Below are 13,262 nucleotides of genomic sequence, written 5' to 3'. Positions count from 1 at the left end.
GTTACGCCTACGTCAATGATTTTGGGAAAAGCGGCGCGTGCGGAACGCCTCCAATGTTGCAGCTCGGTAACGAACTTTACGGTGAGTCAACAATGGTGGCCCCAAGTGGCCTCTGGGGTTTACGCTTCATGCCATGTGAGACGGGCCACACTGCCGCTGGGGGAGTGTGGACGTCTGCCTGGCGCTTCCGGCGCCGGTCTCACCCACACCACAGAAACAAGGAGGCGGAATGCGCTTGGGTCGTATTTCCAAAGCAGTGGGCGTGGCAGCAGTAGCTGCCATCGCCCTCAGCGCCTGCGCAGGCAACAGCGGCGGGACAACCCCGACCACCGCGGCCGCAGCAGGCAAGCAAGGCGGATCGGCAACCGTTGTAGAGGTCAACGCGTTCAACACGTTCAACCCGAATACGGCTGACGGCAACACTGACATCAACTCAAAGATCAGCTACGCCACGCACTCGGGCTTCTTCTACATCGACAACAAGCTCAATGTCGTCCGCAATGAGAAGTTCGGCAAGATGGAAAAGGTCTCCGACAATCCGCTGACGGTCAAGTACACCATCAACGACGGTGTGAAGTGGTCAGACGGTACGCCCGTCACCGCGGCCGACCTCGTGCTCCAGTGGGCCGCTTTCTCGGGCTACTACAACGACGCCAACGCCGAAAAGAAGACCGGAACGTCGTACTTCTCCTACGCTGGCGACCCCACCGGTCTTGCCCTCACCGACTTCCCGGAACTCGGTGACGACGGCCGCAGCATGACCCTGAAGTACTCCAAGCCCTTCGCGGACTGGGAAATCGCCCTCGGCGGTCCCGGCATCGACGTCCCGGCCCACGTCCTCGCCAAGAAGGCAGGCCTGGCCGACACGAAGGCTTTCCTTGACCTCCTTAAGGGCATGCCCCGTGGCGATGCCAAGGCCCCCAAGCCGGCGAACGCCAAGCTTAAGGCCATGGCGGACATGTGGAACACCGGCTTCGACACCAAGACCCTGCCGGCCGATCCGAGCCTCTACCTCTCCGACGGACCCTTCATCGTCAAGAGCGTCAACCAGGACCAGTCACTGACCATGGTCAAGAACCAAGACTACAACTGGGGTCCGACGCCCAACCTGGACGAAATCACCGTCCGCTACATTGGTGAGGCCCCCGCCCAGGTCCAGGCGCTGAAGAACGGCGAGGCGGACATCATCGCCCCGCAGGCATCCGCGGACACCGTGGAGCAGCTCAAGGCGCTTGAAAGCCAGGGCGTGAAGGTCGACGTCGGCCACCAGCTCGCGTACGATCACCTCGACCTGAACTATTCGGGCCCGTTCGCCGACAAGAACGTTCGTGAAGCGTTCATGAAGGCCGTCCCGCGTGCGGACATCGTCGACAAGATCGTCAAGAAGCTCGACCCGCAGGCCGCGCCGCTTGACTCGCAGCTCTTCGTCCCGGACCAGGCACCGTACGCCGACTCCGTGAAGAACAACGGGTCCTCCGCGTACCAGGGTGTGGACATCGAGGGCGCCAAGAAGCTCCTCAACGGTGCCACCCCGTCAGTGCGCATCATGTACAACAAGGACAACCCCAACCGTGTCGATGCTTTCTCGCTGATCAGCGAGTCCGCCACCAAGGCCGGCTTCAAGATCGTTGACGGCGGCCTCGGCAAGTCCGACTGGGGCAAGGCCCTGGGTGACGGCACCTACGACGCCACCATCTTCGGCTGGAGCAACTCCGGTGTCGGCGTGTCCGGCGTCCCGCAGATCTTCAAGTCCGGCAACGATTCCAACTTCAACAAGTTCAGCGATCCGGCAGCGGACAAGCTGATGGACGAACTGATTGTCACCACCGACAAGAGCAAGCAGGACGGCCTCGTCACGCAGATCGACAAGAAGATCTGGGACTCGGCCTACGGTCTTCCGCTCTTCCAGTCGGTTGGCGTGGACGCATACAGCGACCGCATCACCGGTGTGAAGTACATGCCGAACCAGACCGGCGTTTGGTGGAACTTCTGGGAATGGGCGCAGAAGTAGCCCGCGACCGCAAGTAACACTGCTTGAAAGGCGTCGGGACCACAGCTTCTTCGGTCCCGGCGCCTTTCTGGCGACCTCCCTGGCGATGCCGTGGCCCCGCCGCCACATCGGCGGGAACCGGCCAAACTCCGCGACCGGTCCGGGCAATCCCCGGACCCGAATACCGAGGTTCAATTCCAATGGTGACCTACATCTTCCGGCGGCTTGTCACTGCCGCCCTCATCCTGCTCGGCGCATCGTACTTCGTGTATCTCCTGACAGCGGCGTCCGGCGATCCACTAGAGGACCTTCGCGCCAACCCCACGCCGCAGAAGCAGCAACTGATGGACGCGAGGACCGAGCTCTTGCAGCTGGACACCCCCGCCCCGCTGCGGTATTTCAAGTGGTTCGGCGGCGCTGTCCAGTGCCTCGTTCCGTTCGCCAACTCCTGTGACCTCGGAAAGAACATCGCCGGCCAGCCCGTCACCGAGGCTCTCGGCTTCGCGCTCGTGCAGACCCTGACCCTCGTCACCGCGGCGACGGTGCTTGCCATCCTGATCGGCATTACCCTGGGCATCGTCACCGCCCTGCGCCAGTACAGCACTCTGGACTATGGCGTGACCTTCATGGCCTTCCTCTTCTTCTCCCTGCCGATCTTCTGGGTTGCCGTCCTGCTCAAGGAATTCGGCGCCATCGGCTTCAACAACTTCCTGCGAAACCCCGAAATTCCGCTGACCACGGCGCTCGGCATCGGCGTCCTCGTCGGCGCGCTGACCGCGGTGGCGGCGGGCGGGGTCATGAAGCGCAGACTGATGGTCGGCGCCATCGCTTTCGCCTTCGTCACCGTGGTGCTGATCTACTTTTCCGCCACCGAATGGTTCAAGAACCCGGGCTTGGGCCCCGTGGTCATCGCCATCGCCGGTGTAGGCATCGCCTTTGCCGTCACCCTGCTCTCCGCCGGACTGAAAAACCGCAAGGCCCTCCAGTCGGCCCTGATCGCCGTCGGCGCCGGCGTCGTGCTGTACTTTGTCCTGCAGCCGCTGCTCAACGAGGCCACGTTCCTGATGATCGTGATCCTCGCGGTCGTCTTCGTCCTGCTCGGCATGGGCATCGGCTATCTGGTGGGGGGCTACGACCGTGGGCAGTCCATGCGGGCCGCCGGGATCACCTCCTTCCTGGTCGGCTTCCTGATTCTGCTCGACCGCTACATGCAGGCCTGGCCCAGCTACTTCAACAACAGCCGCGTGCGCGGGCGGCCCATCGCCACCATCGGCGCCAGCACGCCGAACATACAAGGAGACTTCTGGGTCCTGAGCCTTGACTCCTTCACCCACCTGATCCTGCCCACGCTGGCCCTGATTCTCATTTCGCTGGCCAGCTACACGCGGTTCACCCGGGCCTCCATGCTGGAAATCATGAACATGGACTACATCCGCACGGCCCGGGCCAAGGGCCTGAGCGAGCGCACCGTCGTCATGCGCCATGCCTTCCGCAACGCCCTGATCCCGATCGCCACGATCGTGGCCTTCGATATCGGGGCCCTGATCGGCGGTGCCGTCATCACCGAGACAGTCTTCTCGGTCCGCGGCATGGGCTTCCTCTTCCTGGACGGAATCTCGCACGTCGATCCCAACCCGGTCATGGGCGTCTTCATCTGCGTGGCCATCACGGCCATGGTCTTCAACCTCATCGCGGATCTGGCATACTCCGCACTGGATCCGCGCGTAAGGGTAAAAGCATGAGCCAGCCAAGTCAGCAGGAAGTCATCATGGCCGAAGACGGTTCGCGGAAACCAGCCGCGGCAGGCATTGAGCCAGTTCTTGAGGCCAAGGGCCTCAGCCAGGGCCAGATCGTCAGGAAGCGGTTCCTCGGACACTCCGGGGCCATCATCGGCCTCGTGGTCTTCGCCTTTATCTTTGTCCTGGCCTTCACCTCCGTGGGCTACCTGGGCATCCCGGGCTGGTGGAAATACACCCACGAGCAAGTCTCCCCACTGGTCAACGACGGCGTACCGACCCTCTCGCTGTGGCCGCTGGCCTGGGGCGAACATCCCTTCGGCCAGGACCGGATCGGGCGCGATCTCTTCGCCATGACCATGCGCGGGGCGCAGCAGTCCATCACCATCATGATCGTGATCGGCCTCATCGCCGGCCTGATCGGCGTGGTGGTCGGAGCCATCTCCGGCTACTTCCGGGGCTGGGCCGAGGCCATCCTGATGCGCGTGACTGACGTCATCATCATCATTCCCGCCCTGCTGCTGGCCGCCGTCATGGCGCAGCTCGCCGGCCGCCGGGACCAGGGAAGCTGGTTCGCCTCCTTCACAAGCACCAACGGCGTCCTGGCCCTCGGCATCTTCCTGGGCCTGATCAGCTGGGTCGCCCTGGCCCGCCTGATGCGCGGCGAATTCCTGTCGCTGCGCGAACGTGAATTCGTCGATGCGGCCCGCATTTCGGGGGCCAGCAACGCCCGGATCATCTTCAAGCACATCCTGCCGAACGCCGTCGGCGTGCTGATCGTGAACGTGACCCTGACAATGTCCGCGGCAATCCTCACCGAAACGGCCCTCAGCTACCTGGGCGTGGGCGTCAAGGCCCCGGACACCTCCCTGGGCCTGCTCATCTCGCAGAACCAGCAGGCCTTCGCCACCCGGCCCTGGCTCTTCTGGTACCCGGGCATGTTCATTGTGCTCATCTGCCTCAGCATCAACTTCATCGGCGACGGCTTGCGTGACGCCTTTGATCCGCGGCAGAAGAAATTCAATGCCAAGAAGGCAATCGATCACGGGGGACCGGCGGTCCAATCAAGCGCCGTCACCGCCCTCGACGGGCCGGATCACGGTGAGTCACGGAACGATTCACCCGGGACCGACGGATTCCGACCCGGCGGACCGGCCGACGGAACCCAGGGCAAGTAGGATGCCGGCATCCTGCAGGGCCGTGCTAGCGGACGGTCACGGCCAGGTAGCTCGCCGCCAAGAGAAGCACGACGGCGCCGATCGCCACCCAGCGGACCGTGACGGTCGCCGCGGTGGTGTCGGCGTCGCCGGAAGCGAGCCGACCGCTTTCCGCCAGCTCATGCCACCGTGCCCGCACCAGCATGGCGGCCTGGCCCGAATCCGTGGTTTTCAGGTCGCCGGGACGGACCGACCTGCCGGGACCGTACGTGGTTGCCGGCAGGCCGTGGAGGTCCTCGGGGCGGGCATGGCGGCCGCCCCAGATGCCGGGTGCGGGTGCGGCCCAGGACGTGTAGCTCTTCCCGGCGGTAACCAGGGTGAGCGCGAAGCGGGTGTCGACGTGCACCAGCGCGGCCCACGGGACCTCGACCGAGCGGAACGGATTTTCCAGTGTGACGCCCGCGTCGTGCACCACCACGGACGGCATCCAGAACAGCTGCCAGCCCATGAAGGCAATGAAGGCCAGCGGGGCGAGGCCCGCCAGCGCCCCCGGACCGGCCATGGCAATCGTGGCCACAGCCCCGAACCCGGCCACGGCCCAGGACAGCCAAGCGAACCATTTGTTCGTTCGTGCCTTGAAGACTTCAACATTTCCGGCGTGCGGCGCAGAGCTCATGCCCCTAATAATTCAGTATTCCGAGCCGCAGCACTAATCCCCGGTGCACCGGCGGCTCGGGCGGAAGGATGGCCCCATCATGACTGACTTCATCACCCTCGATCCCCCCGCGGACGCTGCGCCCGGCAGAGGCGAGCCCGTCCTGGAAGTCCGCGACCTCAGCGTGGATTTCGGCGTGGACAAGAAATGGGTTCCGGCCGCGATTGGCCTGAACTACGAGGTGCGTGCCGGCGAAGTGCTCGCCATCGTGGGGGAGTCCGGATCCGGGAAAAGCGCAAGCTCGATGGCGCTCCTGGGCCTGCTGCCCACCAACAGCCGTGTGACAGGAAGCGTCAAGCTCGCCGGCCGTGAACTGCTGGGGGCCAATGAGGCCAACATCCGTGCCGTCCGCGGCAAGGACGTCGCGGTGATCTTCCAGGAGCCGATGACGGCCCTGAACCCGGTCTACACCGTGGGCGCGCAGATCGTCGAAACTGTGCGACTGCACAATGAGGTCTCGCCGGAAGAGGCGCGGATCCGGGCCCTGCGCATGCTGGACCTTGTGGAACTGCCCGATCCGGAAAAGGCCTTCCGGTCCTACCCCCACCAGCTGTCGGGAGGCCAGCGCCAGCGAGCCATGATCGCGCAGTCTCTTTCCTGTGACCCGAAGCTGCTGATCGCCGATGAGCCCACCACGGCCCTCGATGTGACAGTCCAGGCGGAAATCCTTGACCTCATGCGCAACCTGCGGAACAAACTGGACAGCGCCATTGTGCTCATCACCCATGACATGGGCGTGGTGGCCGACCTCGCCGACCGGATCGCGGTGATGCGCAAGGGCCTGATTGTGGAAACCGGAACGGCCGCGCAGATCTTCCACAACCCGCAGCACGAATACACCCAGGCGCTGCTGGCCGCGGTGCCCCACCTGGGCCAGGGCGGCACGGATGCCACGACGGAGGTTGACGTCACCGCCGCGCTGGCGGCCGCCACGCACGCCGAGATCCTCTCGATCCCGGAAGATGAGCTGATCCGGCGGGAGCGGGAAAACGCCGCCGCCTTGGCCGCGGCGGAGGCGGCCAAGCCGAAGGGCGAACCGGTCCTGGAGCTCAAGGACGTCGCCATCGAGTACCCGAAGCAGGGCCGGGTGCCGGCGTTCCGGGCCGTGGAAGGGGCGAACCTGGTCATCTATCCCGGCCAGGTGGTCGGCCTCGTGGGGGAGTCCGGCTCGGGCAAGACCACCATCGGCCGGGCCGCCGTCGGCCTCCTGCCGGTGGCAGAGGGCACCATGCGAGTGGTGGGGCAGGACATTTCCGCCGCCAAGAGGAACGGCCGGCAGCTGCACGAAATGCGGCGGCATGTCGGCATGGTGTTCCAGGATCCGTCTTCCTCTCTGAACCCCAGGCTGCCGATCGGCGAGAGCATTGGGGAGCCGATGTTCCTGGCCAAGGTCGCGAAGGGCGCCGAGCTGCAGCACCGCATCGAGGCCCTCCTGGACCAGGTCGAGCTCCCGCGCGATTACCGCAACCGCTACCCGCACGAACTCTCCGGCGGCCAAAAGCAGCGCGTGGGAATCGCGCGCGCCCTCTCGCTTAAGCCGAAGCTGATGGTCGCCGATGAGCCGACCTCCGCCCTCGATGTATCGGTTCAGGCCAGGGTGTTGGATCTCTTCCAGAATCTGCAGAAGGAACTGGGATTCGCCTGTCTCTTCGTCACCCATGACCTGGCCGTAGTGGACGTGCTCGCGGACCGGATCTGCGTCATGCAGCGCGGCAGGATCGTGGAGCAGGGGACCCGGGACCAGATCCTCCGCAACCCCCAGGAGCCCTACACCCAGCGGCTCTTGGCCGCCGTCCCGCTGCCCGATCCGGACAAGCAGCGCGAGCGCCGCGAGCTGCGTGCGCAGCTACTCTCGGGCGCCAGCTAGGGCGGGCCGCGGGGGCGTAAAGCCGCCTAATTTGAGTTAATCGGGCGTAACCCGGATCACAGTGGGGGCGAATAGTACCAGCCAGTAGCGTGTGACTTGAAATACTTTGCGCTTGACGCTAACGGTCAAGACACTGTCGAGTCACGGTTTGGCAACGGAGTTCCAACATTCGGACATTTTGGGGCTAGGCTACTTCCATATGTAGGCCACGTCACAGGGGATACCCCTGTGCCTGCTTACGGGGAAGCATAAGTTTTTCCCTCACGAACTCCCACAACTCATAGGAGGCGGAATGCGTTTTTCGCGCACTTCCAAAGCACTGGGCATGGTGGCCATCGCTGCCCTGGCCCTGACCGGATGCGGTGCCAGCGGCTCCGCAACCGGTAGCGGCAGCACCGGTGGCGACACCAGCAAAGTGATCCTCGCCGACGGCTCCGAGCCCCAGCGTCCGCTCATGCCTGCCGACACCAACGAGGTCGGCGGCGGCAAGGTCATCGACATGATCTTCGCCGGTCTGGTCAGCTACGACGCCAGCGGCAAGGCAGTCAACGAACTCGCCGACTCGATCGAGGGCAAGGACGGCCAGCACTTCACCATCAAGATCAAGAAGGGCGAGAAGTTTACGAACGGCGAGGCCATCACGGCCAAGACCTTCGTCGATTCCTGGAACTTCGGCGCAGCGGCCAAGAACGCTCAGCTCAGCGGCGGCTTCTTCGAAAGCATCAAGGGTTACGACGAGGCGAGCAAAGAAGGCTCCACCGTCACGACCATGTCCGGCCTGAAGGTCGTTGACGATCAGACGTTCACCGTCGAACTGAAGCAGCCGGAATCCGACTGGCCGCTTCGCCTGGGCTACACCGCCTTTGTCCCCGTCCCCTCCGGTGCCCTCAAGGACCCGAAGGGCTTCGGCGAGAAGCCGGTCGGCAACGGCCCGTACAAGCTTGCGGACGGCGGCTGGCAGCACAACGTGCAGATCCAGCTCGTTCCGAACCCGGACTACAACGGCCCGCGCAAGGCCAAGAACGCCGGCGTGACCTTCAAGATCTACCAGAACGACGACGCCGCCTACCAGGACCTGCTGTCCAACAACCTGGACATCCTGCAGACCATCCCGACCAGCCAGCTGAAGAACTTCAAGTCTGACCTCGGCGACCGCACCATCAACAAGCCGTACGCCGGCAACCAGACCATCGCCATCCCGGAATACCTGCCGGAATGGAGCGGCGAGGCCGGCAAGCTCCGCCGCCAGGCTATCTCCATGGCCATCAACCGCGACGAGATCACGAAGGTCATCTTCAACGGCGCACGCAAGCCCGCCAAGGACTTCACGGCTCCCGTGCTTGACGGCTACAGCGACGCGATCCCCGGTGCAGAGAACCTGACGTTCAACGCCGATAAGGCCAAGGCAGCATGGGCCAAGGCCGACTCGATCAAGAAGTGGGACTCCAACGAGACCTTCACCATCGCCTACAACGCCGACAAGGGCGGACACAAGGCATGGGTTGAGGCAGTGGTCAACCAGCTCAAGAACACCCTCGGCATCAAGGTTGAAGGCAAGCCGTACGCCACCTTCAAGGAAGCCCGCAACGACGCCACCGCCAAGACCCTTACCGGCTCCATCCGCGCCGGCTGGCAGGCAGACTACCCGTCGCTGTACAACTTCCTCGGCCCGATCTACAAGACCGGTGCAGGCTCCAACGACGCCAGCTACGCCAACCCGGCATTCGACAAGGCCGTCTCCGACGGCCTGAACGCCTCGAGCGTCAGCGACGGCAACAAGGCCATGAACAAGGCCCAGGAGATCCTCCTGACGGACCTGCCGGCCATCCCCCTGTGGTACCAGGTTGCCCAGGGCGGCTGGAGCGACAAGGTCAGCAACGTTGACTACGGCTGGGACGGCGTCCCGCTGTACTACGAAGTCACCGGCAAGTAACACCTAAGCGACGGCGGGGGCCGCCCTTTATGGGGCCTCCGCCGTCGTCGTGTTTCCCCTTTATTTTCTTGATGCCCGGCTCTCCGGGCGAACTTTTCGCAGCCCTGACGCCGTGAGTGAACCGGCGCCGGCCTGCATCCATAGTGAAAAGGTTCTTTGATGAACAACTCCGCCGCATCCCTGGACAGGATGCCTGCCAACGAGGGTGTGACTCGCTGATGCCGACATACATCCTCAAGCGTTTCCTGCAACTGATTCCAGTCTTCCTGGGCGCAACACTGCTGGTCTACTTCCTGGTCTTCAGCCTGCCCGGTGACCCCATCGTGGCACTGTTCGGCGACAAGCCGGTCAACGTGGCCGTCGCAGCCAAGCTGCGGGAGCAGTACCACCTGGACCAGCCGTTCTGGATTCAATACCTGCTCTACCTCAAGAGCATCTTCACGTTTGACCTTGGCCAGGACTTCTCCGGACGTCCCATCGCCACGGTGCTTGGCGAGGTCTTCCCCGTCACGGCGCGGCTGGCCATCATGGCGCTGATCTTCGAGGGTGTCTTCGGCATCGTCTTCGGCCTCATCGCCGGCCTGCGCAAGGGTAAGTTCTTTGACGCCACAGTTCTGATCGCCTCACTGGTCGTGATCGCTATTCCGATCTTCGTCCTGGGCTTCCTGTTGCAGTTCACCATCGGAGTCCAGCTGGGCTGGGCCAAACCGACCGTCAGCTCCGCCGCGACCGTCCAGGACCTCATCCTGCCGGCGATCGTGCTCGGACTGGGATCTTTTGCCTATGTCCTGCGCCTGACCCGCACGTCAGTCATCGAGAACATGAACGCCGACTATGTGCGCACCGCCACCGCCAAGGGCCTGTCCCGGTTCCAGGTGGTCCGGGTCCACATCCTGCGCAACTCCCTGATTCCCGTCATTACGTTCCTGGGCGCCGACCTCGGTGCCTTGATGGGCGGCGCGATCGTTACCGAGGGCATTTTCAACGTCCCGGGCGTGGGAAACCGGCTCTACCGGGCCGTCCTGTCGGGCGAAGGCCCCACCGTGGTCTCGATCGTCACCGTTCTGGTGCTGATCTACTGCCTGTCCAACCTGCTCGTTGACCTGCTTTACGGCTGGCTTGACCCGAGGATCCGTTATGACTCCTGAGAACACCACCGCACGCCACGCCGTTGCCACCCGTCCGGCCCGCCGGATCGAGCACTTCGTTGCCGATGTCTCCGAGACCCCGCTCCAGGTAACGGACCGGGTCAAGGACGAAGCCGCACCGCTGAGCCTTTGGGGCGAGGCCTGGAAGAACCTGCGCAAGCAGCCGCTCTTCCTCATCTCCGCATTCCTGATCCTGGTGGTCGTGGCGGTCTCCCTCTTCCCCGGGCTCTTCTCGCCGATCGACCCGACGTCGGAGGCGTGCCAGCTGGCCAACTCAGACGGCGGCCCCGCCGCGGGCCACCCCCTGGGCTTCACCCAGCAGGGCTGCGACGTCTATGCCCGCGTCATCTTCGGCACACGCTCCTCGGTCACGGTGGGCCTCTTCACCACCCTCGGGGTCCTCCTGTTCGGCTGCATCCTCGGTGCCGTGGCCGGCTACTACGGCGGCTGGATCGACTCAGTCCTGGCCCGCATCAACGACATCTTCTTCGCGCTGCCGCTGATCCTGGGCGCGATCGTGCTCATGCAGCTGCCGATGTTCCGGACGAATCGGACGGTTTGGACGCTGGTGCTGATCCTGGTGGTCTTCGGCTGGCCGCAGATCGCCCGCATCACCCGCGGCGCCGTCATCGAGGTCCGCAACGCCGACTTCGTCACGGCCGCCCGGTCGCTCGGCGTCTCGAAGTTCGGCGCCCTGATGCGGCACGTCCTGCCGAACTCGCTGGCTCCGATCATCGTCGTGGCCACCATCTCCCTGGGCACGTTCATCGTGGCCGAGTCCACGCTGTCCTTCCTCGGCATTGGGCTGCCGCCCAGCGTCATGTCCTGGGGCAACGACATCCAGGCGGCGCAGTCCTCGCTCCGGTCCAACCCGATGCCGCTGCTCTACCCGGCCATCGCGCTGTCCATCACCGTCCTGAGTTTCATCATGCTGGGCGATGCCCTGCGTGATGCGCTCGATCCCAAAGCCCGCAAGCGATGAAAGGGGACACCATGAGCGCCTCTGTTGAAATCCAGGAAGCGGAAGACGCCATCGAGCGCCCGCTGCTTGAAATCAAGGACCTGGCAATCGGCTTCACCACCAGCAACGGCGAGGTCAACGCCGTCCGCAACGCCCACCTCACCATCATGCCGGGCGAAACCGTCGCGATCGTGGGCGAGTCGGGTTCCGGCAAGTCCACCACCGCGCTGGCCGCAATCGGCCTGCTCCCGGGCAACGGCCGCGTCGCGGCGGGCCAGATCCTGTTTGACGGCGAGGACATCTCCAACGCCAGCGAAAAGCGGATGATCGAACTCCGCGGCAACAGCATCGGCATGGTCCCGCAGGACCCGATGTCCAACCTGAACCCGGTCTGGAAGATCGGCGACCAGGTGCGCGAGACGCTGAAGGCCAACGGGCTGCCCAGCGGCCCCGACGACGTCGCCAAGGTCCTGTCCCAGGCCGGGCTGCCGGACGCCGCCAGCCGTGCCAAGCAGTACCCGCACGAGTTCTCCGGCGGCATGCGCCAGCGGGCCCTGATTGCGATCGGGCTCTCCTGCCAGCCGCGGCTGCTCATCGCGGACGAGCCGACGTCGGCCCTCGACGTTACCGTGCAGCGCCAGATCCTCGATCACCTGGACAAGATGACCACCGAGCTCGGCACCGCCGTGCTCCTGATCACGCACGACCTCGGCCTCGCCGCCGAGCGCGCCGACCAGGTAGTGGTCATGTACCGCGGCCAGGTTGTCGAATCCGGGCCGTCGCTGGAGCTGCTGCAGAACCCGCAGCACCCGTACACCCAGCGGCTGGTCGCCTCGGCGCCGTCGTTGGCGTCCCGGCGCATCCAGGCCGCCAAAGAGCTGGGCGTGGAAACGGACGACCTGCTCGCCCCCGCCGAGACCGGAGTGGCTGTACCGTCCAAGGCCGACGAGATCCTGCAGATCCGGGACCTCAAAAAGGTGTTCAAACTCCGTTCTGGCCTGGGTAAGTCCACGGACTTCACCGCCGTCGACAACGTCTCGTTCAGCGTCAAGCGGGGAACCACGACGGCGATCGTGGGGGAGTCGGGGTCCGGCAAGTCCACGGTGGCGCAGATGGTCCTGAACCTCCTGTCGCCGACCTCGGGCAAGATCATCTTCGACGGCGTGGATACCTCCACGCTGAACAGCAAAGAACTCTTCGCCTTCCGGCGCCGGGTGCAGCCGATCTTCCAGGACCCGTACGGTTCGCTGGACCCGATGTACAACATCTTCAGGACCATCGAGGAACCGCTGCGGACCCACAAGATCGGGGACAAGGCGAGCCGCGAGAAGAAGGTCCGGGAACTCCTGGACCAGGTGGCGCTGCCGCAGTCCACCATGCAGCGGTACCCGAATGAGCTCTCCGGCGGCCAACGCCAGCGCGTCGCGATCGCCCGCGCACTGGCACTGGACCCCGAAGTGATCATTTGCGACGAGGCCGTCTCGGCACTGGACGTGCTGGTGCAGGCGCAGGTGCTGAACCTGCTCGCCGAACTCCAGTCCCGGCTGGGCCTGACCTACCTGTTCATCACTCACGACCTCGCGGTGGTCCGGCAGATCGCGGACCACGTGTGCGTCATGCAGAAGGGCAAGCTGGTGGAGACCGGTTCCACGGATGAGGTCTTCGATTCGCCGCAGCAGGAGTACACCCTGGCCCTGCTCAACGCCATCCCCGGTGCCGGCCTCATGCTGCCGCCGGAAGTTGAAGTGGCCTGAC

Annotated in this window: 9 protein-coding genes; 8 read left to right on the top strand and 1 reads right to left on the bottom strand. The window is 64.5% G+C overall.

Features of this window, described 5'->3' with window-relative positions; genetic code table 11:
* The first annotated feature begins 229 nt into the window (after positions 1–229).
* The 3 genes from C8D78_RS05435 to C8D78_RS05425 all read left to right on the top strand — a co-directional run bounded on the left by C8D78_RS05435 (position 230) and on the right by C8D78_RS05425 (position 4,904).
* Entirely contained in the window at positions 230–2,011 is a 1,782-nt protein-coding gene (locus tag C8D78_RS05435) for an ABC transporter family substrate-binding protein (protein ID WP_120950951.1), read from the top strand.
* Between the two features lie 179 nt (positions 2,012–2,190).
* Positions 2,191–3,732 (top strand): ABC transporter permease, encoded by a 1,542-nt coding sequence (locus C8D78_RS05430; protein ID WP_120950949.1) that lies wholly within the window; start codon positions 2,191–2,193, stop codon positions 3,730–3,732.
* Positions 3,729–4,904, top strand: a complete 1,176-nt coding sequence (locus C8D78_RS05425; RefSeq protein ID WP_425266676.1) for an ABC transporter permease — start codon at positions 3,729–3,731, stop codon at positions 4,902–4,904. Before C8D78_RS05430 ends, C8D78_RS05425 begins: the two co-directional genes overlap by 4 nt.
* A gap of 25 nt (positions 4,905–4,929) precedes the next feature.
* Here C8D78_RS05425 and C8D78_RS05420 read toward each other — a convergent pair whose 3' ends face one another.
* On the bottom strand, positions 4,930–5,559 hold the full coding sequence (locus tag C8D78_RS05420) for a PH domain-containing protein (protein WP_120950947.1): 630 nt from the start codon (positions 5,557–5,559) through the stop codon (positions 4,930–4,932).
* A 79-nt stretch (positions 5,560–5,638) separates the two neighbouring features.
* Between C8D78_RS05420 and C8D78_RS05415 the strand changes: the two genes are divergently transcribed.
* From C8D78_RS05415 to C8D78_RS05395, 5 genes are all read left to right on the top strand, one after another.
* Positions 5,639–7,465 (top strand): ABC transporter ATP-binding protein, encoded by a 1,827-nt coding sequence (locus C8D78_RS05415; RefSeq protein WP_120950945.1) that lies wholly within the window; start codon positions 5,639–5,641, stop codon positions 7,463–7,465.
* 292 nt (positions 7,466–7,757) lie between these two features.
* Positions 7,758–9,398, top strand: a complete 1,641-nt coding sequence (locus C8D78_RS05410) for a peptide ABC transporter substrate-binding protein (RefSeq protein ID WP_120950943.1) — start codon at positions 7,758–7,760, stop codon at positions 9,396–9,398.
* Positions 9,399–9,616: 218 nt separating this feature from the next.
* Complete coding sequence (locus C8D78_RS05405) at positions 9,617–10,546, top strand: ABC transporter permease (protein ID WP_120950941.1); 930 nt, start codon at positions 9,617–9,619, stop codon at positions 10,544–10,546.
* Positions 10,536–11,528 (top strand): ABC transporter permease, encoded by a 993-nt coding sequence (locus C8D78_RS05400; protein WP_120950939.1) that lies wholly within the window; start codon positions 10,536–10,538, stop codon positions 11,526–11,528. Before C8D78_RS05405 ends, C8D78_RS05400 begins: the two co-directional genes overlap by 11 nt.
* Before the next feature lie 11 nt (positions 11,529–11,539).
* Positions 11,540–13,261, top strand: coding sequence for an ABC transporter ATP-binding protein (locus tag C8D78_RS05395; RefSeq protein ID WP_208641883.1), 1,722 nt, complete (start codon positions 11,540–11,542; stop codon positions 13,259–13,261).
* Position 13,262 lies beyond the last annotated feature (1 nt).

It is taken from the genome of Arthrobacter oryzae (genome assembly GCF_003634095.1).
Taxonomy (GTDB): domain Bacteria; phylum Actinomycetota; class Actinomycetes; order Actinomycetales; family Micrococcaceae; genus Arthrobacter; species Arthrobacter oryzae.
Note: the sequence above shows the minus strand (reverse complement) of the source record. Positions and strands in the feature narration are given on the sequence as shown.